We start from the raw sequence: 24,373 nt of genomic DNA, 5'->3' as shown, positions 1-24,373 counted from the left end.
AGGCGGGACATACCGACTGGTAGGTAACTCAGGTCACAACTGGATATGGACGCGCGTGCGGCCTTCTTGTAAGCAAGGGGGACGTTACTTCCCCAGGAGGGGTCATGGAGTACGACTACGTGATCGTCGGGGCGGGGTCGGCCGGCTGTGTGCTGGCCGCCCGGCTGTCGGAGGATCCCGGTGTTTCGGTGGCCCTGGTCGAGGCCGGCGGCAAGGACGACAAGCTCGAGATCCGCATGCCGGCCGGTTTCGCCAAGCTGTTCAAGACCGAGTACGACTGGGACTTCACCACCGCCAAGCAGGGCGAGATGTCCGGGCGCGAGCTCTACTGGCCCAGAGGCCGCGTGCTCGGCGGCTCGTCGTCGCTCAATGCCCAGATGTACGTACGCGGCTGCCAGCTCGACTACGACCAGTGGGACATCCCCGGCTGGGCCTACGACGACGTCCTGCCCTACTTCACCAGGGCCGAGCGCCGCGTCGGCAGCAACGAGGGCGGCGTCTACGGCACCGACGGCCCCGTCTACGTCTCCGAGCTGCGCAGCCCCAACGTCACGACGGCCGCCTTCCTCCAGGCGTGCGCGGAGCTGGGGATGACCCGCCTGGGCGAGCTGAACGGCCGCTCGAACGAGGGCTACTGCCCGACGCCCGTCACCCAGAACCGCGGCAGAAGATGGAGCTCGGCCGACGCCTACCTGCGCCCGGCCGCCTCGCGGCCCAACCTGACCGTCCTCACCGGCGCCGCGGTGGACCGGGTGACGTTCGACGGCAAGCGGGCGACGGGCATCGAGTACGGCGGCGGCACCCGGGTCAGAGCCAGGCGGGAGGTCGTCCTGGCCGCGGGCGCGATCGGCTCGCCGTACCTGCTGATGCGCTCGGGCGTGGGCGCGGGTGACGAGCTGCGCGACGTAGGGGTGCCGGTCGTGCACGAGCTGCCCGAGGTCGGCAAGAACCTCCAGGACCACCTGTCCAGCGGCGTGTTCGTCGAGTGCACCAGGCCGGTGACCCTGACCGGGGCCGAGTCGATCGGCAACCTGCTGCGTTACCTCGTCACCCGCTCCGGCATGCTGACCACGAACGTGGGCGAGGCGGTGGCGTTCATCAGGACCTCGGACGGCGAGCCCGCTCCCGACATCGAGCTGATCTTCGCGCCGGGGCCGTTCATCGACCACGGGCTCACGCCTCCGTCCGGTCACGGGCTCACCGTCGGGGTGGTGCTGCTGCAGCCGGAGAGCCGCGGCCGGGTCGGGCTGAACGGCGCGGACGTGGTCATCGACCCCGCCTACCTCGGCGCGGAGGCCGACGTCAGACGGCTGGTCGCGGGGTTGAAGACGGCCAAGCGGGTGTTCGCCACCGAGGCGATGAAGCCGTTCGCGGGCGGGCCGATGGCGCCCTACTGGGCGCCGGAGACCGACGAGGAGCTGGCCCGGTGGGTACGCGAGCGCGGCGAGACCCTCTACCACCCGGTCGGCACCTGCCGGATGGGCACCGACGACGGCTCCGTGGTGGACCCGGCGCTGCGCGTGCGCGGTGTCGAGGGGCTCAGGGTCGTGGACGCCTCCGTCATGCCGACCCTGAACCGCGGCCACACCCACGCCCCCGCCGTCATGATCGGCGAGAAGGGGGCCGACCTGATCAAGGGTGGCGAGGCTTGACGTAAGTGGTCACTTGCGTAGGCTCGACGGTATGACGCTGCCCGTGGACCTCGACCTGTCGCAGATCCCGTTCTGGGGACGGCCGCAGGCCGAGCGAATGGAGGCCTTCCGCAAGCTGCGCGAGCTGGAGCGCCCGGCCTTCGTGCCGGAGCAGGCCGTGCCGTTCGTCGGCGGCGGGCCGGGCTACTACGCCCTGGTCCGCCACGCCGACGTGACCGAGGCCAGCAGGAACGCGGCCGTGTTCAGCAGCGAGCCGTGCTCCAACAGCATCCCCGACATGCCGCGCTGGCTCAGCGTCTACTTCGGCTCGATGATCAACATGGACGACCCGAGGCACGCGCGGCTGCGCCGGATCGTCTCGCGCGCGTTCACGCCGCGGGTCCTGTCCAAGATGGAGGAGGACCTGGCGCGGGCCGCCGCCGAGATCGTGGACCGGGCGGCCGCCGAGGGTCCAGGCGACTTCGTCACGCAGGTGGCGGCGCGGCTGCCGGTACGGGTCATCTGCGACATGATGGGCATTCCTGCGAAATTTCATGACGTGGTGTTGCGGCGGACCAACGTCATCCTCGGCAACGCCGACCCGGAATACACCGGCCTGTCGCCCGACTTCAGCCGCGTCAACGTCGCCCGCGGCCTGGCCAAGCTGCTGCACGCCGGCTTCTCGCTCAACCGCCTGGCCGCCCGCCTGGGCGACGAACGGCGCCGCAGGCCCACCGGCGACCTGGTCAGCCTGCTGGTCAACGGCGAGGAGCGGCTGTCGTCCCAGGAGCTCGGCTCGTTCTTCATCCTGCTGGTGGTGGCGGGCAGCGAGACGACCCGCAACGCGATCGCGCACGGGCTCAAGCTGCTCACCGACCATCCCGGCCAGCGCGAGCTGCTGCTGGCCGACTTCGACGGCCGCATCGCCGGGGCCTGCGACGAGATCGTCCGCTACGCCACGCCGGTGATCCAGTTCCGCCGTACGCTGACCCGCGACCACGAGCTGAACGGCGCCGCGTACAAGAAGGGTGACAAGGTGCTGCTCTTCTACAACTCGGCCAACCGCGACGAGGCGGTGTTCGCCGACCCCGAGCGCTTCGACATCACCCGCGACCCCAACCCGCACGTCGGCTTCGGCGGCCCAGGGCCCCACTACTGCCTGGGCGCCCACCTGGCGCGCAGGGAGATGACCGTGATGTTCCGCGAGCTGTTCACCCGCCTGCCCGGCATCAGGGCCGTGGGGGAGCCCGAGTTCCTGCTGTCCAACTTCATCAACGGGATCAAGCACCTGCGTTACACCTTCTGAGCGCCCGGTCGGAGCGCGGCCGTCGTGCTAGGTTTCGCAGTCATGGAGATCAGGACTATCCACGCCAATGGTGTGGAGTTCGCGTATCTGTCTTTGGGCGAGGGGCCGCTGGCGCTGTGCCTGCACGGCTTTCCCGACACCGCGCACACCTGGCGGCACCTGATGCCCGCCCTGGCCGAGCACGGCTACCGCGCGGTCGCGCCCTTCATGCGGGGCTACGCTCCCACCGAAGTCCCGGCCGACGGCGCCTACGAGGACGCGGCGCTGGTCGCCGACGTACGCGCGCTGCACGAGGAGCTGGGTGGCGGCGACGACGCCGTCGTCATCGGTCACGACTGGGGCGCCTTCCCCGCCTACGCCACCGCCGGCCGCTTCCGCCGCGCCGTGACGCTCGCGGTGCCGCCGCCGGGCTCGCTGGCGAGTGGCTTCTTCGAGTACGAGCAGCTCAAGCGCTCGTTCTACATCTTCCTCTTCCAGACGGCGCTGGCCGAGTCGGCCGCCGCGGCCCCCGGCTTCATCGACAACCTGTGGCGCGACTGGTCGCCGGGGTACGACGCGAGCGAGGACCTGGAGTTCGTCCGCCGCAGCATCGGCGCCCCCGCGAACCTCGCCGCGGCCATCGGCTACTACCGGGCCATGCTCGGCACCACGCCGCCCTCGGGCCGCTATCCGGCCGTCGAGGGCGGGGTCGCAGGGCCCGTCCTCTACCTGCACGGCGCCGATGACGGCTGCCTGAGCGCCGACCTGACCAAGGACGCGCTGAGCCACCTGCCCGAGGGCTCGCGGACCGAGGTGGTGCCGGGCGCCGGGCACTTCCTGCAGCTGGAACGGCCGGGCGAGGTCAACCGGCTCATCCTCGACTGGCTCGGCCCGGCGGCCTGACCCGCCCTTTCTCGTACGCCGCTCGCGCGGCCGGGAGTCGTACCCTTCCCGGCCGCGTACGTACGGTGTACGTCGAAACCATTGACGTAAGTGCCCGCTTTTCCCATGATGGGCACTTGACATCTTCTCTCTCCTGAAGGAAAGGGATTCCCACGGTCGCCCGTGAGGTTTCCTGCTTCATCGCCGGTCGCCCGCCCGAGAAAAGGATCTCTCGTTGAGGTCTTACATCAGCTCCACAGGCGTTTCACCTCTCCGCCAGCCCGGCGGCGAGGGCACTTTCGATCGTTGCTCTGGCGGCTTGGTCATCGCCGCCATCGAACACGCTACCGAACTTCGCGGCATCGCGCCGCGTTTCGACGGTGGTCCGTCTGGCGGCGCATCGCCTGCCCCTGCCCCGCTCCACAGGGGTCCGATTACCTTCCCGCTTGAAGGCGGGGGTTCCCCCGGAGGTTTCTGATGAGCGTCCTGGACTTCGACCTGTCGGACCGCGACTTCTGGGCCAAGCCCATGAGCGAGCGCGAGGACGCGTTCGAGCGGCTGCGCGCCCGTGACACCCCCGCCTTCTTCGAGGAGATGGAGATGTCGTACGCGCCCAAGGGCCCCGGCTACTACGCCCTGGTCAGGCATGCCGACATCCTCGAAGCCAGCCGCAACCCCGAGGTGTTCTGCTCGGGCGACGGCGGGGCGACGAACATCCCCGACATGCCCGCGGAGTTCGCCGAGTACTTCGGCTCGATGATCAACATGGACGACCCCCGTCACGCCAGGCTGCGCCGGATCGTCTCCAGGGCCTTCACCCCCAAGATGATCAAACAGTTCGAGGCGGACGTCGAGGCGGCGGCCGTCACCATCGTGGACGACCTGCTGGCCAAGGGGCCCGGCTGTGACTTCGTCACCGAGGTGGCCGCCCGCCTGCCCCTGAAGATCATCTGCGACATGATGGGCATCCCCGAGCGCGACTACGGCTACGTCTTCGACCGCTCCAACATCATCCTCGGCGGCTTCGACCCCGAGTACACCGGCGGCGACCTCGACCAGATCGCCGAGCGCCTGCTCAACGCCGGCGTGGAGCTCCAGCAACTGGTCCAGGACCTGGCCGCCCACCGCGCCGACCACCCCACCACCGACCTGACGTCGTCCCTGGTCAACGCCAACATCGACGGCGAGCGGCTGACCATGCAGGAGCTGGGCTCGTTCTTCATCCTGCTCGTCGTGGCCGGCAACGAGACCACCAGGAACGCCATCTCCTACGGCCTGCGCCTGCTCACCAAGAACCCCGACCAGCGCGCCCTGTGGCTGGAGGACCTCGACGGCCGCGCGCCCGGCGCGGTCGAGGAGATCGTCCGGCTGGCCTCCCCGGTGAACTTCATGCGCCGCAAGCTCACCAGGGACTTCGAGATGAACGGCCACCTCTACCGCAAGGGCCAGAAGGCCGTGCTGTTCTACTGGGCGGCCAACAGGGACGCCGCCGTGTTCGACGACCCGCTGCGCTTCGACATCACCCGCCACCCCAACCCGCACGTCGGCTACGGCGGCCCCGGGCCCCACTTCTGCCTGGGCGCCCACCTGGCCCGGCGGGAGATCACGGTGATGTTCCGCGAGCTGCTGCGCCGCGTCCCCGGCGTCGAAGGCGGCAAGCCCGACCGGCTGCACTCCAGCTTCATCAACGGGATCAAGCACATGGAGTGCACCTTCTGAGCACCCGTCAGCGGGTCACGACTGCGTGTTCAGCCTGATCTGGTTCATCACCGTGCGGATGTCGGGCAGCAGCTGCTTGCTGGTCGACGGGATCGACATGTAGACGATCGCGGGGACGTCCGCGCCGGTGTTCACGGCGATCGTCACGAGTGTGGCCTTCTCCGTGCCCGACGTCAGCTGGTAGGCGATCAGCCGACCCGTCTGGTCGCCCACCTTGATCGCCTGCTGGGCGATCTTGCGCACCTTGTTGTCCGCCGGGAAGAAGCGCTTGCGCGCGTTCAGCACGACCTGCCTGATGGCCGGCTCCAGGTTGTCCCGCTCGTAGTACGAGGCCATCCGCGCCGACAGCGGGCCCGACATGACCGTGGCGTACCGCTCGGGGGCGACCTGGACGTACTGGCGGGTGTCGAAGCCGTAGGTGGCCTTGACCGTCGCGCGCTGGTCCAGCTGCCAGGTGCCGCCCAGGCGCGGCATCGAGATCCCGGCCGCCGCGTCGGGGACGCGGCCGATCACCGGGGAGGCCTTGCCCGGGTACTTGGGCAGCGCGCCGATCGAGGACGAGGTCTTGGTGCTCTTGGGGCTGCTCGGGGCGGCTGTCGGCTTCTGGGCCACGCCGGCGCTGGAGGCGTCCTCGCCGGCCAGCGGGCCCCACAGGAACGCCCACAGCAGCGCGACCACCAGCGCCACCGCCACCGAGCCGCCGAGCGCGAAGACCCAGACCGGCCGGCCCGCGTCCTCGTCGTCCAGCGCGTCGTGCTCGCCCATGGCCTGGTAGTTGTCGCCGAAGACGGTGTTCCAGAGCTCCTGCTGGCGCTCGGGCGGAGGGGTGCGCGAGCCGCTGATCTGTCCGGCCGTGACGAAGCGGTTCTCGGGGTCGGAGGGGTCGCGGCTGAGCTTGTGACCGGGACGGGCGGACTGGTCCTCGCCGGGAGGCCCCTCGCCACGGCCACCGCCGTGCTGACCGCCGCCGTGCTGACCTGGGCCGGGCTGGCCACCACCGTGCTGACCTGGGCCGGGCTGGCCACCGCCCTGGTGGTTTCCGCCCTGATGATTTCCACCGGGGCCGCCGTTCTGGCCACCACCGTGTTGGCCGCCGTGTTGACCACCGGGCTGGCCGCCGCCGGGATGGGAGGGGGCGGGGTGGACGACCCGGTCGCCGGGGGAGGCCGGGTGGACCACGCGGTCGCCGGGGGCCGACGGCACGGCGCGCTCGTTCAGCAGGTTCTCCGTGTGCTGGCCGTAGGTGACCGTGCGCTCGTCGGACGGATGCACCTGCGGCTGGGGCGGCGCGTCGGCCGGGCCGTTCTGGGAGCCGTAGTGCGTCATGCGCTCGGCGGCGGGCGCGGAGCGCTCGGCCGGCCACGGGGCGGGGCTGGACAGATTCGACCAGGCGTCGGGGGAGGGGGTGGGCGGCTGCGCCCACGCGGGCACCGGGTCGGGGACGGCCGGCCCGCCGGGCGGGGACGAGGGCGACGGCATGCCCTTCGACGACACCTCGGGCCAGGCGGCCGGGCCCGCCGTGCTCTGCGGCGGCGCGTCCGGCCAGGAGCTTCGTACGTCCGGCGAGGAGTTGCCCGACCAGGAGCCGGGCGCGTCCTGCGGGGACGCCTCCGGCCACGACATCGGCACGTCCTGCAGGGAGCCCTCGTGGCGGCCCGGCTCGTACGGGAGGGGAGCGCGGCCGGTGTCCTGGCGGGGCGGTTCGGGCCAGGAGGGCGCCGTTCCGTTCGGGGAGTCCTGCCACGACGGCGGCCCGCCGGCTTGTTCCCCGCGCCCGGCGCCGGGCGGGTCGGGCCAGGACGCGTCCTTGCGCGGCGGCTCCGGCCAGGACGGCTCGGGATGGCCGGCCCGCGAAGTGTCGGGCCAGGACGTCGGCACCTCGGAGGGGGACTCGGGCCAGGAGGGCGCCTCGCGGCGTGGTGCCTCAGGCCAGGAGGATGGCAGGTGAGGTCCGGAATTCTCCGTTGCCATTACTGCCGGCCCTCCCGAGGTTGTGTCCGGATGTCCCGTTATATCCGGATTTGACGTCTCACGCATGATCTCATGGGATTTTCCAGGAGATGAAGGTGGTTCCGCAGCGAAACGAGCGAAGCCATGAGGATCGGTCGGCGGATCCTGCATCGGCAGGTCGCCGTCCGGTCCATGGGGCTCAGCTGGGTACACCACTTCGACAAGGCTATTCTTCTGGGACGAATGAGGTCACAACGGATACATCACCATCAGGTCTCGCCGGGCCTGAAGGATCCATTGTGCCCCGGGACCTCGATCGAGTGTCTGCATTCAGCCGAAGAGGTGCGCTAGGCTTGACACGTGCGTTCCGCGACCCTGCTTCTTAGCGGGCCGCGACGGCCCTAGAAGAGTCCGCCGTCGCGGCTCCACCCCTCGTTGTGTGCACGGGGGGTTTTCTTATTGGGTCCGAGTCAAGCCAGAAGGACACTAGCCGTGAGTGAGTACGACCCGCAGGCGCTGCAGGCCAAGTGGCAGCAGCGATGGGAGGAGCAGGAACCCTACCGGGCGAGCGAGGACGCCGCGGACCTCCGCGAGCGCCGCTACATGCTCGACATGTTCCCCTACCCGTCCGGCGACCTGCACATGGGCCATGGCGAGGTGTTCGCCATCGGCGACGTCGTCGCGCGCTACTGGATGCAGAAGGGCTACAACGTCCTGCACCCGATCGGCTGGGACTCCTTCGGCCTGCCCGCCGAGAATGCCGCGATCAAGCGCAACGCCCATCCGGCCGAGTGGACCTACGCCAACATCGAGACGCAGGCCAACTCCTTCCGCCGCTACGGCATCGCCTTCGACTGGTCGCGCCGCCTGCACACCAGCGACCCCGACTACTACCGCTGGAACCAGTGGCTGTTCATCCGCTTCTTCGAGCGGGGGCTGGCCTACCGCAAGGGCGGCCTGGTCAACTGGTGCCCCAACGACCAGACCGTGCTGGCCAACGAGCAGGTCGTGGCGGGCAAGTGCGAGCGCTGCGGCGCCGACGTCGTCCGCCGCGAGCTGACGCAGTGGTACTTCAAGATCACTGACTACGCGCAGCGGCTGCTGGACGACATGAGCCAGCTGGACGCCTGGCCCGAGCGGCTGCTGACCATGCAGCGCAACTGGATCGGCCGCTCCGAGGGCGCCGACGTGCTGTTCGAGATCGAGGGCCGCGACGAGCCGGTCCACGTCTACACCACGCGCCCCGACACGCTCTACGGCGCCACGTTCTTCGTCGTCGCCGCCGACGCCGCGCTGGCCGACGAGATCGTCACCGACGAGCAGCGCCCGGCGTTCGAGGCCTACCGCGCCGAGGTCGCCAAGCTGAGCGACATCGAGCGGCTGGCCACCGACAAGGAGAAGACCGGCGTCTTCCTGGGCCGGTGGGCGATCAACCCGGTCAACGGCGAGCGCATCCAGGTCTGGGCCGCCGACTACGTGCTGTCCGACTACGGCCACGGCGCCATCATGGCCGTGCCCGCCCACGACCAGCGCGACCTCGACTTCGCCCGCAAGTTCGACCTGCCGGTCAAGGTCGTCGTGCACACCGGCCTGGCCGACCCCGGCGAGACCGGCGAGGCCACACCGGGCGAGGGCACGCTGGTCAACTCCGGGCCGCTGGACGGCCTGACCAAGATCGAGGCGATCGCGAAGATCATCGAGCTGCTGGAGGTCGACGGCAGGGGCACCGGCGCGGTGAACTTCCGGCTGCGCGACTGGCTGCTGTCCCGCCAGCGTTTCTGGGGCACGCCGATCCCGATCATCCACTGCCCCGACTGCGGCGAGGTGCCCGTACCCGACGAGCAGCTGCCGGTCACGCTGCCCGACATGCGCGGCGAGGCGCTGGCGCCGAAGGGCGTCTCCCCGCTGGCCAGCGCCGCCGACTGGGTCAACGTCGCGTGCCCCAAGTGTTCCGGCCCGGCCCGGCGTGACACCGACACGATGGACACGTTCGTCGACTCGTCCTGGTACTTCCTGCGTTACTGCTCGCCCGGCTACACCGACGGCCCGTTCGACCCCGGGCAGGTGCGCAAGTGGGGCCCGATCGACCAGTACGTCGGCGGCATCGAGCACGCGGTGCTGCACCTGCTCTACTCCCGCTTCTTCACCAAGGTCCTGCACGACATGGGCATGGTGGACTTCACCGAGCCGTTCGTGCGCATGCTCAACCAGGGCCAGGTGATCAACGGTGGCAAGGCCATGTCGAAGTCCCTGGGCAACGGCGTGGACCTGGGCCAGCAGATCGACGACTTCGGCGTCGACGCCGTCCGGCTGACCATGATCTTCGCCGGGCCGCCGGAGGACGACATCGACTGGGCCGACCTGTCGCCGGCCGCCTCGCAGAAGTTCCTGGCCCGCGCGCTGCGGGTGATGTCCGAGGTCACCAGCGAGCCCGGGGTGGCGTTCGAGAACGGCGACACCGAGCTGCGCAAGGTGACCCACCACACCATCGACGAGGTCACCAAGCTGGTCGACTCCTACCGCTTCAACGTGGCGGTGGCCCGCATGATGGAGCTGACCTCGGCCGCGCGCAAGGCCATCGACTCGGGCCCCGGCCCGGCCGACCCGGCGGTGCGCGAGGCCGCCGAGGCGCTGGCGATCATGCTGTCGCTGGTGGCCCCCTACACCGCCGAGGAGGGCTGGGAGCGGCTGGGCCGCACCGGGCCCGTCGCCTTCGGCGGCTGGCCGGTGGCCGACCCCGCGCTGCTGGTGCAGGAGTCGGTCACCTGCGTGGTGCAGGTGGCGGGCAAGGTGCGCGACCGCCTGGAGGTGCCGCCCGGCATCGCCGAGGACGAGCTGCGCGCGCTGGCGCTGGCCTCCGACAAGGTCTCGCCCTACCTGACCGGCATGCCGCGCAAGGTGATCGTCCGGGCGCCCAAGCTGGTCAACATCGTCCCCTAGTCACCCGTTCCGGGCCGTCTGTCCGGGCCGTCTGTCCGGGCCGTCCGTCCGGGACGGCGGCCCTGGTCGTCGGGCCGGTCACAGCTCGCGCAGGGCCGGCAGCAGCTCCTTCTCCGCCCAGTCGAAGAACGGCTGCTGCTGGTCGTGCCCGATCTGCACCAGCGCCACGTGCGTGTAACCCGCGTCGGCGAACTTCTTGACCCCCTCCACCACGGCGCTCACGTCGTCGCCGCACGGCACGCTCTCCGCCACGTCCTCGGGGCGGACGGTGCCGGCGGCCGCGGCGAAGTTCACCGGTCCTGGCAGCTCCGCCATCACCTTCCAGCCGCCGACGGCCGACCAGCGCCACAGCTCGTGGGCGCGCCGCACAGCGGCGTCCCGGTCGGTGTCGTACGCGATCGGGAGCTGCCCGTAGATCGGCTTGCCCTCCCCGCCGGCCGCCTTGAACTGCCGCACCACCGCCGGCATCGGCTCGTTGACGACCAGCACGTCCCCGAACTCGGCGGCCAGCTCGGCCGACTGCCCGCCGGAGGCGGCGATGCCGATGGGGACGGGCTGCTCCGGCAGGTCGTACAGCTTGGCCGAGTCCACGTCGTAGAACTCGCCCTGCCGGGTGATGTACTCGCCGCTGAACAGCTCCCTGATGATCTGCACCGCCTCGGCGAACATCCGGTGCCGCGTGTCCACGGGCGGCCAGCCCTCGCCGATGACGTGCTCGTTGAGGTTCTCGCCCGCGCCCAGCCCCAGGGTGAACCTGCCCTTGCTGAGCACCCCCATCGTGGCCGCCTTCTGCGCCACCACGGCCGGGTGGTAACGCATGATGGGGCAGGTCACGTACGTCATGAGCGGCAGCCGCTCGGTCACCTGCGCCGCGGCGCCCAGCACCGACCAGCAATAGGGCGAGTGCCCCATCTCCTCCAGCCAGGGAAAGTAGTGGTCGGAGATGACCGCGTAGTCGAAGCCGGTCCGTTCGGCCGCGGCGGCGTAGTCGACCAGCTCGCGGGCCGGGGTCTGCTCAGACATCAAGGTGTAGCCGATTTGTACCATGGGTCCCGGCTACCCAGGGTTTGTGTGGAGTAGCGTCGAGGGACCGGAGATCAATGATGGTCGCGCTCGCGCAGCTCCTCGATCACCAGGCCGAGGCCGATGCCGAGCAGCCAGACGTCCTTGGCGACGGCCAGGCCCTGCGGGGCCGGGCGCAGGCTGCCCTCCTGCCGCATCCCCGGCGTCCGCAGATAGAGGCCGAGCAGTCCCGCCGCGAAGCCGGTCAGCGCCGCCCCGGCCAGCAGCGACGGCACGAACGGCGTCGCCAGCGCCACGCCGAGGGCGATCTCGGACTTCGACAGCAGCCGGACGAACGCCGCCGGCTCCATGCGGCCGAGGAAGGGATACGTGGTCGTCGCCATGCCGTGCGTGGCCGCGGCGCCCTGCTCGTCCGCGTGGGCCTTGCCCAGGCCGGAGTCCAGGATGATGGCCGCGGCGGCCAGGCGCGGCGGCAGCTGGTGGGCGCGAGCGAAGATCCTCATGGTTCTCCCTCTCTCCGAAAATCCGGCATTCAATCACATATCCCTCCATACCTCCGATGTGTTGCTTCCGGGTGCGGGGGACGTCCGCTGGCGGAAGAATTGATAGGCCGGGCTTGACCGCGCGCACTAGTGTGCAGCTGTGACAAATGGCGCATACCTGAGATACCCACACCTGCACGGTGACCTGGTCACTTTCGTCGCCGACGACGACGTCTGGCTCGCCCCGCTGACCGGAGGAAGAGCGTGGCGCTTCACCGCCGACCGCGTCTCCGTGTCGTACCCGAGGTTCTCGCCCGACGGCGCGCGCATCGCGTGGACCGGGTCCAGGGAGGGCGCCGCCGAGGTGTTCGCGGCCGAGATCGACGGCGGGGAGGGCGAGCGGCTGACGCACTGGGGCGGCGGTTCGACCTCGGTCCGTGGATGGACGGCGGACGGGCGGGTGCTCGCCGTCAGCGCGACCGGGCAGAGCTCCGACACCCGGCGGTGGGCGTACGCGGTGCCGCTCGACGGCGGGCCCGCCACGCGGCTGCCGTACGGGTGGGTGAGCGACGTGAGCATCGACGGGCCCATCGACGGTGCCGGAGCTGGGGCCGGCGGTGGCGCGGGCGACGGGGCCGGGAGCGGCACCGTGAGCGAGGCCGGTGGCGGTGCGCGGGTCGTCACCGTGTCGTCGATCTGGCGCGAGCCCTCGCAGTGGAAGCGGTACCGGGGCGGCACGGCCGCCAAGATCTGGGTGGACGCGGAAGGGGACGGCGAGTTCACCCGCCTGTTCGCCGACAGCGCGGCACAGTACTGGTCGGTGAGCTGGTCGGGCGACCGGATCGTCTACCTGTCCGACGTGGACGGCGTCGGCAACGTCTACTCCTGCCTGCCCGACGGGTCCGACGTGCGCCGGCACAGCTCCCACGAGGAGTTCTACGCCAGGCATGCCACCAGCGACGGCGAGCGGGTCGTCTACAGTCACGCCGGCGACCTGTGGCTGATGGAGAGCCTGGACGCGGAGCCGTACCGGCTGGACGTGACGCTCGGCGGGCCGCGGCCGGGACGCGCCAGGAGGCCGGCGCCGCTGCGGGTGGGGGCGTACGCGCCGGACGCGACCGGGCGCGCCAGCGCCGTGGAGATCCGCGGCACCGCGCACTGGGTCACCCACCGCGACGGGCCCGCGGGCGCGCTGCGGGCCGAGCCGGGCGTCCGCGTACGGCTGCCGCAGGTCCTCGACGCCGACGGCAAGGCCGTGTGGGTGTCCGACGCCACCGGCGAGGACGGCCTGGAGATCGGCACCCCGGGCGGCGAGGTCCGCACGCTGGCCGCCGGCCGGCTCGGGCGGGTGCTGGAACTGGCCGCCGCCCCCGACGGCAAGCACGTGGCCGCCGCCACGCACGACGGGCGGCTGCTCGTCATCGACCTGGACAGCGAGAACATCCGCGAGCTGGACAGGACCGAGCAGGGCGACGTGGGCGGCCTGACGTTCTCGCCCGACTCCGGCTGGCTGGCCTGGGAGCATCCGCACGACGTACGCCTGACGCAGATCAAGATGGGACGGGTGGACGGCACCTCGGTGATCGAGGTGACCCCGCCCCGCTTCGTGGACCACGATCCCGTCTTCACCAAGGACGGCAAGCACCTGGCCTTCCTGTCGGTGCGGACGTTCGACCCCGTGTACGACGCGCACGCCTTCGACCTGGCCTTCGCGTACGGGGACAAGCCGTACATCGTGCCGCTGCAGGCCGCCACGCCGTCCCCGTTCGACCCCTCACTCCAGGGCCGCGGGTTCAACGGCGAGGACGACAAGCCCGCGAAGGGGGAGAAGAAGGACGACGAGCCGCCGCGCACCGAGGTCGACCCCGACGGGATCTTCGCGCGCGTGGTGCCCGTGCCCGTGCAGGCCGGCCACTACGGCAACCTGCGCGCGGCCAAGGACGCGCTGCTCTGGCTGCGATTCCCGATCGCCGGGCGCCTCGGCGACGGCAGCGAGCAGAGCCCCGACATCGTCCTCGAACGCTACGACCTCAAGAAGCGCTCGAAGTCCGAGCTGGGCAAGGAGGTGCGCTCGTTCGAGGTCAGCGGTGACGGCTCCAGGCTCGTCACCCACGGTAAGAACGGCCTGCAGACCCGGCCCGCGAGCGAGGGCGACGACGTCGTCACCATCGACCTCGACCGCATCGCCGTGCGGATCGAGCCCGTGGCCGAGTGGCGGCAGGCCTACCGCGAGGCGGGCCGGCTCATGCGCGACCACTACTGGCGCGCCGACATGAACGGCGTCGACTGGCAGGCCGTGCTCGACCGCTACGAGCCGATGGTCGAGCGCATCGGCTCCCGCGCCGAGCTGATCGACCTGCTCTGGGAGGCGCAGGGCGAACTCGGCACCTCCCACGCCTACGCGTACGCCACCGGTGGCGGCTCCGACCCGAGACGCCGTCAAGGACTCCTCGGCGCCGACCTGACCAGGGACGACGACGGCGTCTGGCGCGTCGCCCGCATCCTGCCGGGCGAGTCGTCCGACCACGCCGCCCGCTCGCCGCTGCTCGCCCCCGGCGTCGCCGTCCGCCCCGGCGACGCGATCATCGCGGTCGGCGGCCGCCCGGTCGATCCGGTACGCGGGCCGCTGGCCCAGCTGGCCGGCACCGCGGACCGGCCCACCGAGCTGACCGTCCGGCCCGGCTCCGGCGGTGACGTGCGCCGAGTCGTCGTCACCCCGATCGCCGACGAGTCGCAGCTGCGTTACCACGAGTGGGTGGAGGGCCGGCGGGCCCACGTCAGGCAGGCGTCGGGCGGCCGCCTCGGATACCTGCACGTACCGGACATGGTGGCCAGCGGGTGGGCGCAGTTCCACCGCGACCTGCGTACCGAGATGGCCTGCGAAGGGCTCGTCGTGGACGTGCGCGAGAACGGCGGCGGGCACCTGTCCGAGCTGGTGCTGGAGAAACTGTCCCGCCGGGTCACCGGCTGGGCGCTGCCGCGCGGATATAAGCCGATGCGCTACCCGGAGGACTCGCCGCGCGGGCCGGTGGTGACGATCGCCGACGAGTTCGCGGGCTCCGACGGAGACATCGTCAGCGCGGGCATCAAGAACCGCGGGATCGGGCCGCTGGTCGGCGTACGGACGTGGGGCGGCGTGATCGGCATCGACAACCGGTACACGCTGGTGGACGGGACCGTGGTCACCCAGCCGCGGTACTCGTTCTGGCTCGAAGGGCCCGGCTGGGGCGTGGAGAACCACGGCGTCGATCCCGACGTCGAGGTGGTGATGACGCCGCAGGACCGGGTGGCGGAGCGGGACCCGCAGCTCGACAAGGCGATCGAGCTCGCGCTCGCGGCCCTCGACGAACACCCGGCGGCCACCCCGCCGGACCTGCCTCCACTGACCTGACCCCGCGTCGGCCGCAGACCCGCCCGGACCCGAACGAACCGGTCCGGGCGGGTCCCGGACCGGCCCGGATCGCCGAGGCCAGGCATCAGGCGACGCGCGTCAGGCCGTGCGCGTCAGGCCGTGCGCGTCAGGCCGTGCGCGTCAGGCCGTGCGCGTCAGGCCGTGCGCGTCAGGCCGTGCGCGTCAGGCCATGCGCGTCAGGCCATGCGCGTCAGGCAACGCGCACCCGAGGATGCGGATCAGACGATGCCTGCCGGGCGATGCGGACGGTCGAATGACGCGGATCAGCCGATGTGGGTCAACCGGTTGAGGATCTCGTCCAGGATGGCCTCGGTGGTGGCGAAGTTGAGCCGTACACAGTGCTCGCCACCGGGGCCGAACGGCGCGCCGTCGTTCAGCCGGACCCTGGCCTCTCGCTCGATCACCTCCGCCATGCCCGGCCGCCCCACCTCCAGCCAGGCCAGGTACGTCGCCTCCGGGACGCGGTAGCCGAACGCGGCGGGCAGGCGCCGTGCGAGGGTGTGCCGGTGCCGGTCGAGCAGGGCCACGGTCTCGGCCAGCCAGTCGTCCCCGTGCCGCCAGGCCGCCACCGTCGCCTCGACGCCGAAGACGCTCGGGGAGCCGTACACGAACGGGGGCTGCGCGTCCATGGCCGCGCGCAGGCCAGGATGCCCGAGGTGGGCCACCGAGCAGCGGATGCCGCCCAGGTTGAACGCCTTCGTGGCGGAGGTGAGCGTGACGGTGCGCTCGGGCAGGATCGTGGCGAACGGGATGTGCCGGTGCGGCTCGTAGACCAGGTCGGCGTGGATCTCGTCCGCGATCACGAGCAGGTCGTGGCGTTCGGCGCTCTCGGCCAGCGCGGTCAGCTCCGCGCGGGTGAACACCCGGCCGGTGGGGTTGTGCGGGTTCACCAGCAGCAGCACCCGGCAGTCCGACAGGTCGGGCAGCTCGAAGCGCCACGTGGCGCCGTCCGGCTCCATCTGGATCGGGCGCAGCGGGCGTTCCATGATCCGCAGCGTGTCCAGGAACGGATGGTAGAGCGGGGCGTGCACGGCGACTCCGTCCCCCGGCTTGGTCCAGACCTGCAGGATCGCCTGGACGGCCTGGTTGAGGTCGCTGAACGGACGTACGTGGGCGGTGTCCGGACGCCAGTCGTAGCGGGCGGTCATGCGCTCGGCGAACGCCTCGGCCAGCGGGCCGGCGTTCGGGTCCACCAGCCAGGTCGGATAGCCGAGGTCGCCGGCGGCGCGGCGCAGCAGGGCCTCGGTGACGGCGGGGGCGGTGGGCAGGTCCATGTCGGCGACCCAGGCGGGGATCACTCCAGGCTCGACCGCCGACCACTTAAGACCATCATGAGTGGATTTAAGGTCTATGGGGGGATATACGTCCTTCACTCAGCCATTCTAGGATTCGTGATTGTGATGAGGCGGTGCGGCGGATTGTGGCAGGCTGGGCGGCCATGATGCCCCACCCGAAGATCGACGCGATAGTTGAGACGTATCTCATCTTGGCCGACGCGGAGGCTCCCGGTCTGGTGGAGGGCCTCTATCTGGAGGGCTCGGCGGCGCTGGGCGACTACCGGCCCGGCACGAGCGACGTCGACTTCGTGGCGGTGACGGCCGACCCGCCGCCGGCCGGGGTGCTGGAGCGCATCCACACCAAACTCGGCGCCCACCCCCTCGAAGGCGTCTACCTCACCTGGGACGACCTCGGCCAAAACCCCTCCGACCTGGGTGAACGCCCCCAGGCCCGCGCTGGGCGGCTCGACCGGCGAGGCACCCCCAACCCCGTCACCTGGCACACCCTCGCCCGCCACGGCCTGACCTGCCGGGGCCCCAAGCCGGAGGAACTGAAGATCTGGAACGATCCCAGCGCCCTGGCCGCCTGGACCGACCGCAACCTCGACCTCTACTGGCGCCGCCTGGTCACCCGCGCCGCCCGCCCCCTCTCCCCATGGGGCCTCACCTGCCTCGGCGGCTACGGCACCGTCTGGCTGGTAACCGGCGTATCCCGCCTGCACTACACGCTGGCGACCGGCGAAATCACCTCGAAAACGGAGGCCGGCCACCACGCCCTGCAAGTCTTCCCAGAACGCTGGCACCGGGTACTGAACGAAGCCCTACGCCTCCGCGAGGAAGACACAGCCACGCCGACCGTGGCGAGCGTAGTCGCCGGCCTCGGCGACCACTTCGGCACCCCGCGCCGCTCGCTGTACGGCTCCCCGTTCGAACGCCGAAAAGACGTCCTGACCTTCGCCGACCACACCATCACCGCAGCCCACAAGCTCTACCGCACCCCCTAAACCCCACCAAACAAGCACCCAGACACCACCCCATCCCACCGCACCAAGACAGCGCTCCACCCCGCCGCCTCACGGACGATTAGTCGCACTTGGACTGGCCCGCCTGCGACGCGCACTCAAGGTACCGCTGCTCTACGGCTAATTAGCCGTATCCACGGGCCCCAAGGGACGGGCCGCCCCACCCGCCAACGGTTCTCTGAACGAGCGACCACACCCACTTGCGCCTAGAGTCCGGCCCCACCGCCGATGTCTTGGGGCGATCAGTCGCACGGACTGGCCCCCTTGCGACGCGCAGCTCAACTTCCCGATGCTCTACGAATGAGCAGCCGCATCCGCCGGCACCGGGGACGGGCTACCTGCACCGCCAATGTCCTCCGGATGATCAGCCGCAGCTGCTCGTGCCTAAGGACGGGCATCTCCACATTGCCGCCGATGTCTTGCGCCTGATCAGCCGCATCGGCCGGCACCTCGGCCACGAGCACCCCCGGATGCCTTACAGGTGGACAGTCGCACCCACCGACGTCCTTCGGACGCGTAGACCCTTTGCCGTCGAGAGCCGCGCGCACCTCGTCGGCGATGCGCGTCCTTGGGCGCGAGCAGCTGCGGCTGATCATCCGGAGGACCTTGGCGGTGCGTGGGGCGGCCCGTCCCCTGCTTTGCCCCGTCGCCGGTCCGGGCATCGTCGTTGGCCGCCGTCATTCCGGCCATTTTCGTTACGCGCTGTCGCCGGGCATCCCGAGATGACCCTGTCGCTCGCCGGGAGGAGGAGGACGTCGGGAGCGATCTACGGTCGTATGTCGGGGATGCCCGAGACAGATGGCCTGCCGCCCCCACGCCGTGGCTGTCGGCGTAGGAGCGGCGACGGACCCGTCAACCGGTGACCAGGCAAGCAGCACCGAACGCCCCTGGAGGCGCGGATGCGGCGTGCCTCATCGATCAATCATGCGGTGCGACCGTCGGCGCGGTGGCGGCGACGGGACGCACGTCTTGCGGCCTGCGACTTCTGCCGCCGCAGGCGGTGCGACACAGGAAGAACAGGACACTTGCGCCCTTCGGCCAGTGGCTCTGAACCTCAGAGGCTCGCTTTGAAACGAACCGTCGGCCTGTGGGCTCTCGAGCCCAGGAGCTCCAACCCTGGACGAACGGTCGGCCTGCGGGCTCCGAGCCTCTGGGGCTTCGACCCCGGACGAACCGTCGGTCTGCGGGCCCTGAGCCTCAGGAGCTCCGACCCCGGACGAACGGTCGGCCTGTGGCTCTGAGCCTCAGGAGCCTGACCTGGGACGAACGGGACGCATGCCTTTCGGCCTGCGGATCCCGGAGCCCAGGCGGTGTGACGTGGAGCGAACGAGACACTCGCCCGGCCACGCCTCACTGGCTGGCTAGAGCCGGCGCAGGACCGCTACGACCTTGCCCAGGACGCTGGCCTCGTCGCCCGGGATCGGCTCGTAGTTGGGGTTGTGGGGGACGAGCCAGACGTGCCCGTCCTTGCGCTTGAAGGTCTTGACCGTGGCCTCGCCCTCGATCATGGCCGCCACGATGTCGCCGCTCTCGGCCACCGGCTGCTGCCGGACCACCACCCAGTCGCCGTCGGCGATGGCGGCCTCGATCATCGAGTCACCCGTGACCTGCAGCAGGAACAGCGTGCCCTCGCCGACGAGCTGCTTCGGCAGCGCGAAGACGTCTTCGACGCTCTCCTCGGCCAGGATCGGCCCACCGGCGGCGATACGGCCCACGAGCGGGACATAGGCGGCGGTGGGGCGGTTGACCGTCGGCTCCTCGTCGCCGGCGTCGGGGTCGACCCACAGCACGGGCTCGCCCGGCAGGCGGACCTCCAGTGCGCGCGGCCGGTGCGGGTCGCGCCGCAGGTAGCCCTTGCGCTGCAACGCCGTCAGCTGGTGCGACACGCTGGACGTGCTCGTCAGCTGCACCGCCTCGCCGATCTCGCGCATGGACGGCGGATATCCGCGCTGTTGCACCGAGTCTCGGATCACTTCCAGGATCTTGCGCTGCCTGGGGGTGAGCCCCAGGGAGTCTCGCCGGCGCACCGCGAGGTCGCTGACCCCGTTTGTGCCATCCCGCTCGGTCATGCTCTTCCTCCTCCTCGCCTGGCGGCCCGCCTTACCGGCGAACCTCCCGGTCCGTGGTCCTGATGTCGCACACAGCGACCGTATCGCTGTTGAAGATCATCTTCAAACAATTGTTCGAGTCTTCCTCGAAAAAGTCGCCAGTGTGGTGTACAACATCGTACGGGAGTTCGATCGACACCGTGTTCGATTTGCTGATCTTTATTTGGCCTTTTCCTCAGGCCACACGGCAGGAGGTCATCCATGCGAACGCCCATAAATACGGACACGACCAGCGAAGATGCCAACCAGCTCACACTGATAGCCGATGCCACGCAGAGTAAGGATCGACGGGGAGACAATACGCGGGTGAAGGCCGGTGTCCGAGCGAATTCCGGTAAGAGGTTGGGGCCCCGCGCGACTGGTGGGGGAAGATCCCATTTGCGCCTCGTCCCGCCTCCGCGTACAGGGGGCGACTCCGACGCTACGGTGCCGCCCGTGAATGTCAGAACGCGAAGGGGGCGGGGGAGCGACACGCCGGACGGCACGGACGACACCGTGTCGACCCGCAAGCCTGAAGCGGTCCGAAAGTCTGAGGCAGCCCGAAAGTCTGATGCAGTCCGAAAGTCCGGGATGGCCCGCGGGCCAGGGGTGGTTCGCGAGTCTGAGACGGCCGGTGGGTCTGAGACGGCCCGCGACTCCAGGACGGCCCGCTGGTTGGGGGCGGGGCGCAAGTCCGGGACTGCCCGCGAGCAAGGGGGAGCCGACAATCCTGGTGCTGCCCGCAGGCAGGGGGAAGTCGACGAGTCTGGGATGGGGCGCGAACCAGCGGTGGGGCGTAAGTCGGCGGTAGGGCGTAAATCGGCGGTAGGGCGTAAACGAGGGGTGGGGCGCGGTCCGGTCGCTGTCGAGGGGAGCCGATCCACGATCAGCGGCAAGCAGCCATCCGCCACGAAACGATCACCGGCTGCCGGTGGACGGTGGCGGATCGGCTCGCTCATTCAGGGGGTGGGCCCGCCAGCCCAAGGGGACGAATCTCCGTCTCGGCGGAACGAATCATCACCTGGGGGAGCAGGCTCACGAATCGGATCATCGTCCGGGCGAGCAGGCTCGCGGAACGAAGCACCGTCCGGGCGAGCAGGCTCGCGGAACGAAGCACCGTCTGGGCGAGCAGAGTCGCGGAACGAAGCACCGTCTGGGCGAGCAGAGTCGCGGAACGAAACACCGTCTGGGCGAGCAGAGTCGCGGAACGAAACACCGTCCGGGCGAGCAGAGTCGCGGAACGAAGCGCCATCTCGCCGAGCCGGTGCACGGATCGGCTCACCATCTCGGCGGACCGGCTCGACCTCACGGCAGGACGAGGCCGCCGCTGCACGGGGTGGCCTGCTCTTCCGGGCGGGTGGTCGTCTCCTGCGGCGGAAAGGCTCGTCCTCCCGGGTGGGCGACGCATCGCGTCCGAACGGCCCTTCTGGTCGGCCTGCCGGTGCCGAAGTGCGGCGCATCGGCGGGAGGAAGCCCGGCGCCGAGGGGAGGTGGCGCGACAACGGAGGGCTGCGCAGTGTTTCCGGGTGGCGTGGTGCCGAGGGGCGTGATGCCGAGGGGCGTGGCGCTGAGAGGCGTGGTGCCGAGGGCCGGGGGCCTCTTCGGCCGAACCGGGATGGTGCTGCCACGGTGCGGTTGCGCCGGATCGGGGCTGTGCCGGCGCGAAACGGTGCTGCTCCTGTGCCGCCGACTCGGAACGGTGCTGCACCTGTGCGGTTGACGCGGCGGGGGCGGGTCGTGCTGGTGATCGTGGTGGCGCTGCTGGCGCTCGGGGGGTTCTGGCTGGGTACGCGGGCGGTGGGGCACGCGGACGTCCAGGTCGTGGTGACCGGGCAGGCCGGGCTGCCGTGGGTGGAGGTTCACGAGGGGGACACTTTGTGGAAAATCGCTGACGCACTTTCCGAGGGGGACGCCCCCACCGCCCTGGTGGAGGAGATCAAGCGGCTGAACGGCCTGCCCGACTCCCTCATCCGACCCGGCAGCCGACTGTACGTCCCGAACGACACCGCTGCCTTACGGTGATCGCGGGCATCACCGCAGCACCGGGTACGGCCAGGATCGCAGACACGGCGCACTCACGGGTATGGTCACGATCGCAGGCATCGCAGGCATCGCAGGCATCGCAGGCATCGCAGGCATCGCAGGCATCGCAGGCATCGCAGGCATCGCGCGGAATGCTCGGATTGCGGGCCTCGCGCGGATTGCGGGTCATTGCGGTGATCGCGGCAGTGCGCGGCCCCGAGCCGGGGTGGCTTTCAGCCTGATGACTCGTTGCGACCGTCCGATCGCGGCCGCCTGACTCTGGGTGGCCTCAGCCTGGCGGCCTGGTCCTCGTCCGCCTGATCCAACCACCTGACTCCGGGTGCCCTCAGCCTGGTGGTCTGAGCCGGCCGCCTGATCTGGGCATTCGCAGCATCGCGGGCTGACCTCCTATTACCTGCGCCTGGTCGCCTGGTCGCCTGATCCCGGTGGTCTGGTGGTCTGGTTTGCGCGGTCTGGCTGGGAATCGGATCCGTCGGGTGAGGTCAGGCAGGTTCGCGGGGTGTGTAGAGCATGATCCAGTGGTCTCTTTCCGGGGCGTGGAGGACTTCGGTGTCGAAGGTCAGCCAGCCACGGGCCGGATGGCGGAGGCGTTTGGTCAGGGAGTGGAATGATCCGACTTCGCCTCGTTCCCAGTGATCGCGGAAAGCGGCACTGGTCTCGGACAGTTCCGCGTGCAGGGACTGGAGGTACTCGTCGCCCGGGTAGCGGCTGAGCGCGGCCCGGAGCTCAGCGGTGGCCGCACGGGCGAGCTGCCCGGCGCCGTCGTCGCCGAGCACGTCGGGGACCGCCGGGGCCGTGAAGCACTGGTAGACGATGTTGCGTCCGTAGCGACCGGTGCAGGAGAGCGGCCCGAGGAGGTCGGCGGCGGCGGCGTTGTGAGCGAGCAGGTCCAGGCGTCCGTCATGGACGGTGATGGGCATGGTGTCGTCGAGGGTGCGCAGCAGGCGGAGGAGCCCGGGGCGGATCTCGCTGTCCGGGGAGAGAGGTTCTGGAGGCAGTTCGCCGGCGAGCCGGAACAGGTGGGCGCGTTCGGCGTCGGTCAGCGTGAACGCTCGCGCGAGTGCCGTGAGGACCTCGCGCGACGGGCGCGGTGCTCGGCCCTGTTCGAGGCGGGTGTAGTACTCGACCGAGATCCCCGCGATCTCGGACAACTCCTGGCGGCGTAGCCCCGGGACGCGCCGGTGCGAGGTGCGCGCGATGCCCGGCCGGTCGGGGGGTGTCAGCGCCGCGCGCCGGCGACGCAGATACTCCCCGAGGTCGGGCCGGTCGGTGTGCGGCATGTCCACCATTGTGCCGTGGGGCGCCGACCGTGCGGGCTCGCCTGCGTGGCCCTCCCGGTACCAGGCACGGCGAGGTCTTCCCCGCCCGTACGAGGCCTCGCAGAGTCGTGCGAGTGCCGATGTTTCGGCCTTTCGTACGAACATGGAGTCAGCACATGACCACAGCCACCCGCACCATAGTCATGACCGGCGCGACCAGGGGCATCGGCCTCGAAGCGGCAGCGGAGATCCTGCGCCGCAGCCCGGAGACGCACCTGGTGGTGCTCGCCCGGGAAGCCTCAGCCGCCCACGTGCTGCCACGGCTGCGGGCCGTCTCCCCGCACGTCTCCGCGATCCCCGTGGACCTCGCCGCCAAGGCGAGTGTCGAGGCCGCCGCCGCGCAGGTGGAGGACCTCGTGGACGCGGGCGCGCTCCCCCCGCTGCGGGGCGTCGTGTGCAACGCCGGCGTGCACCTGTCCGACGCCCTGCACACCAGCGCCGACGGGTACGAGCTGACCTTCGCCGTCAACGTCCTCGCCACCCACCTGCTGCTCAGGCGGCTGCACCCGCATCTCCAGGCGCCCGCGCGCATCGTGGTCTCCGTCAGCGACGCCCACTACGGCGACCTCCGGCACACCGGCGGCACCATGCCCGCGCCCCACTGGCAGGACCCGGCGATCCTCTCCCGGCCCGGCGCGTTCGGCCGTTCTGGGCGGGTTCGTTCCGGTGGCCGCCGGGCGTACACGACCAGCAAGCTCGGCGGTATCCATCTCGTGCACGAGTGGGCCAGGCGGCTCCCCGAGGGCGTCGACATCGTGGCGTACAACCCGAGCCTGGTGACGGGTACGGGGCTCGCCCGGGAGGCAGGCGGTTCGCTGCAGTTCGTGATGAAGTGGCTCATCCCGGTCCTCGAAGTGACGCCCCTCGTCGACACCCCGCCGGTCGCGGGGCGCAAGCTGGCCGACGTCGTGCTCGGCGTGACGAAGGCGTCCACCGGCTCCTACGTCCACCGCACCAGGGTCATGCGCTCGTCCGCGGAGTCGTACGACGCCGGCCGCGAACGCGTGCTCTGGGAGTGGCTGGAGAAGGCTTGAGTAAAGGCCCCGGCGGAGGGATGAGAGCGCAGGTGGGAGGGGTTGTACGTAAGGCCCGTCCGACGCGGGACGCGGGGCGTGGCGCGCGTACGTACGGGAAGAGAGGTGTGACGGAGGCTCATGAGGCGGGGCGCACGCGGTGAAGGTGTCGTTCGGTACCGTTGTGAGGTTTGTTCACGAACGAGGCCCGGAGCAACCGATGTGACGCCTCACCTGCGAGAAGATCACCTGCGGCCGGCCGACACGCCCGGGGCGGATGGGGTCAGT

Annotated in this window: 17 protein-coding genes; 10 read left to right on the top strand and 7 right to left on the bottom strand. The window is 70.5% G+C overall.

The annotated features are described in order from the left end of the window. Positions 1-104: 104 nt before the first annotated feature. The 4 genes from B0I32_RS45355 to B0I32_RS45340 all read left to right on the top strand — a co-directional run bounded on the left by B0I32_RS45355 (position 105) and on the right by B0I32_RS45340 (position 5,517). Positions 105-1,652, top strand: coding sequence for a GMC family oxidoreductase (locus tag B0I32_RS45355; protein ID WP_106250324.1), 1,548 nt, complete (start codon positions 105-107; stop codon positions 1,650-1,652). Positions 1,653-1,683: 31 nt separating this feature from the next. Continuing rightward, positions 1,684-2,937 carry a cytochrome P450 gene (locus B0I32_RS45350; RefSeq protein ID WP_106250323.1) on the top strand — a complete coding sequence of 418 codons (1,254 nt, stop codon included), beginning with the start codon at positions 1,684-1,686 and terminating at the stop codon, positions 2,935-2,937. A gap of 42 nt (positions 2,938-2,979) precedes the next feature. Further along, complete coding sequence (locus B0I32_RS45345; protein ID WP_106250321.1) at positions 2,980-3,819, top strand: alpha/beta fold hydrolase; 840 nt, start codon at positions 2,980-2,982, stop codon at positions 3,817-3,819. A 456-nt stretch (positions 3,820-4,275) separates the two neighbouring features. Next, positions 4,276-5,517: a cytochrome P450 gene (locus B0I32_RS45340; protein WP_106250319.1), complete on the top strand. Its 1,242-nt coding sequence runs from the start codon at positions 4,276-4,278 to the stop codon at positions 5,515-5,517. A 15-nt stretch (positions 5,518-5,532) separates the two neighbouring features. Here the strand turns inward: B0I32_RS45340 and B0I32_RS45335 are convergent, their stop codons facing one another. After that, positions 5,533-7,395, bottom strand: coding sequence for a hypothetical protein (locus B0I32_RS45335; protein WP_146178550.1), 1,863 nt, complete (start codon positions 7,393-7,395; stop codon positions 5,533-5,535). 564 nt (positions 7,396-7,959) lie between these two features. On the opposite strand from B0I32_RS45335, the gene leuS reads away from it, so the two are divergent. Further along, the gene (leuS, locus tag B0I32_RS45325; protein WP_181308496.1) at positions 7,960-10,407 is read left to right on the top strand and encodes a leucine--tRNA ligase; all 2,448 of its coding nucleotides are present in this window, start codon (positions 7,960-7,962) and stop codon (positions 10,405-10,407) included. Between the two features lie 78 nt (positions 10,408-10,485). Here leuS and B0I32_RS45320 read toward each other — a convergent pair whose 3' ends face one another. Both B0I32_RS45320 and B0I32_RS45315 read right to left on the bottom strand, forming a co-directional pair. Continuing rightward, entirely contained in the window at positions 10,486-11,454 is a 969-nt protein-coding gene (locus tag B0I32_RS45320; protein WP_106250312.1) for a TIGR03557 family F420-dependent LLM class oxidoreductase, read from the bottom strand. A 50-nt stretch (positions 11,455-11,504) separates the two neighbouring features. After that, entirely contained in the window at positions 11,505-11,933 is a 429-nt protein-coding gene (locus B0I32_RS45315) for a hypothetical protein (RefSeq protein WP_106250311.1), read from the bottom strand. A 139-nt stretch (positions 11,934-12,072) separates the two neighbouring features. Between B0I32_RS45315 and B0I32_RS45310 the strand changes: the two genes are divergently transcribed. Next, positions 12,073-15,303, top strand: coding sequence for a S41 family peptidase (locus tag B0I32_RS45310; protein WP_106250309.1), 3,231 nt, complete (start codon positions 12,073-12,075; stop codon positions 15,301-15,303). 284 nt (positions 15,304-15,587) lie between these two features. On the opposite strand, the gene B0I32_RS45305 is transcribed toward B0I32_RS45310, so the two are convergent. After that, positions 15,588-16,622, bottom strand: a complete 1,035-nt coding sequence (locus B0I32_RS45305) for a MalY/PatB family protein (RefSeq protein WP_245956476.1) — start codon at positions 16,620-16,622, stop codon at positions 15,588-15,590. A 140-nt stretch (positions 16,623-16,762) separates the two neighbouring features. Between B0I32_RS45305 and B0I32_RS45300 the strand changes: the two genes are divergently transcribed. Further along, complete coding sequence (locus B0I32_RS45300; RefSeq protein WP_106250308.1) at positions 16,763-17,605, top strand: nucleotidyltransferase domain-containing protein; 843 nt, start codon at positions 16,763-16,765, stop codon at positions 17,603-17,605. A gap of 1,379 nt (positions 17,606-18,984) precedes the next feature. On the opposite strand, the gene lexA is transcribed toward B0I32_RS45300, so the two are convergent. Beyond that, positions 18,985-19,692: a transcriptional repressor LexA gene (lexA, locus tag B0I32_RS45295; RefSeq protein WP_106250306.1), complete on the bottom strand. Its 708-nt coding sequence runs from the start codon at positions 19,690-19,692 to the stop codon at positions 18,985-18,987. A gap of 973 nt (positions 19,693-20,665) precedes the next feature. Then, entirely contained in the window at positions 20,666-20,980 is a 315-nt protein-coding gene (locus B0I32_RS58340) for a hypothetical protein (RefSeq protein ID WP_181308494.1), read from the bottom strand. A 440-nt stretch (positions 20,981-21,420) separates the two neighbouring features. On the opposite strand from B0I32_RS58340, the gene B0I32_RS58335 reads away from it, so the two are divergent. Continuing rightward, positions 21,421-21,732, top strand: a complete 312-nt coding sequence (locus B0I32_RS58335) for a LysM peptidoglycan-binding domain-containing protein (RefSeq protein ID WP_181308492.1) — start codon at positions 21,421-21,423, stop codon at positions 21,730-21,732. Between the two features lie 61 nt (positions 21,733-21,793). Continuing rightward, complete coding sequence (locus B0I32_RS56905; RefSeq protein ID WP_146178549.1) at positions 21,794-22,009, top strand: hypothetical protein; 216 nt, start codon at positions 21,794-21,796, stop codon at positions 22,007-22,009. 226 nt (positions 22,010-22,235) lie between these two features. On the opposite strand, the gene B0I32_RS45285 is transcribed toward B0I32_RS56905, so the two are convergent. Beyond that, complete coding sequence (locus B0I32_RS45285) at positions 22,236-23,033, bottom strand: helix-turn-helix transcriptional regulator (protein ID WP_106250510.1); 798 nt, start codon at positions 23,031-23,033, stop codon at positions 22,236-22,238. Between the two features lie 155 nt (positions 23,034-23,188). Between B0I32_RS45285 and B0I32_RS45280 the strand changes: the two genes are divergently transcribed. Continuing rightward, positions 23,189-24,106 (top strand): SDR family NAD(P)-dependent oxidoreductase, encoded by a 918-nt coding sequence (locus B0I32_RS45280; protein ID WP_106250305.1) that lies wholly within the window; start codon positions 23,189-23,191, stop codon positions 24,104-24,106. The last annotated feature ends 267 nt before the right edge of the window (positions 24,107-24,373 follow it).

The sequence above is a fragment of the Nonomuraea fuscirosea genome (assembly GCF_003001935.1).
Classification (GTDB): domain Bacteria; phylum Actinomycetota; class Actinomycetes; order Streptosporangiales; family Streptosporangiaceae; genus Nonomuraea; species Nonomuraea fuscirosea.
Note: the sequence above shows the minus strand (reverse complement) of the source record. Positions and strands in the feature narration are given on the sequence as shown.

What these genes read in the sequence shown, in the direction of transcription:
- B0I32_RS45355 (WP_106250324.1), top strand. Translation starts at nt 105, where the DNA reads ATGGAGTACGACTACGTGATCGTCGGGGCGGGGTCGGCCGGCTGTGTG.
- B0I32_RS56905 (WP_146178549.1), top strand. Translation starts at nt 21,794, where the DNA reads ATGGTCACGATCGCAGGCATCGCAGGCATCGCAGGCATCGCAGGCATC.
- B0I32_RS45340 (WP_106250319.1), top strand. Translation starts at nt 4,276, where the DNA reads ATGAGCGTCCTGGACTTCGACCTGTCGGACCGCGACTTCTGGGCCAAG.
- B0I32_RS45285 (WP_106250510.1), bottom strand. Translation starts at nt 23,033, where the DNA reads ATGCCGCACACCGACCGGCCCGACCTCGGGGAGTATCTGCGTCGCCGG.
- lexA (WP_106250306.1), bottom strand. Translation starts at nt 19,692, where the DNA reads ATGACCGAGCGGGATGGCACAAACGGGGTCAGCGACCTCGCGGTGCGC.
- B0I32_RS45320 (WP_106250312.1), bottom strand. Translation starts at nt 11,454, where the DNA reads ATGGTACAAATCGGCTACACCTTGATGTCTGAGCAGACCCCGGCCCGC.
- B0I32_RS45280 (WP_106250305.1), top strand. Translation starts at nt 23,189, where the DNA reads ATGACCACAGCCACCCGCACCATAGTCATGACCGGCGCGACCAGGGGC.
- B0I32_RS45350 (WP_106250323.1), top strand. Translation starts at nt 1,684, where the DNA reads ATGACGCTGCCCGTGGACCTCGACCTGTCGCAGATCCCGTTCTGGGGA.
- B0I32_RS45345 (WP_106250321.1), top strand. Translation starts at nt 2,980, where the DNA reads ATGGAGATCAGGACTATCCACGCCAATGGTGTGGAGTTCGCGTATCTG.
- B0I32_RS45315 (WP_106250311.1), bottom strand. Translation starts at nt 11,933, where the DNA reads ATGAGGATCTTCGCTCGCGCCCACCAGCTGCCGCCGCGCCTGGCCGCC.
- B0I32_RS45300 (WP_106250308.1), top strand. Translation starts at nt 16,763, where the DNA reads ATGATGCCCCACCCGAAGATCGACGCGATAGTTGAGACGTATCTCATC.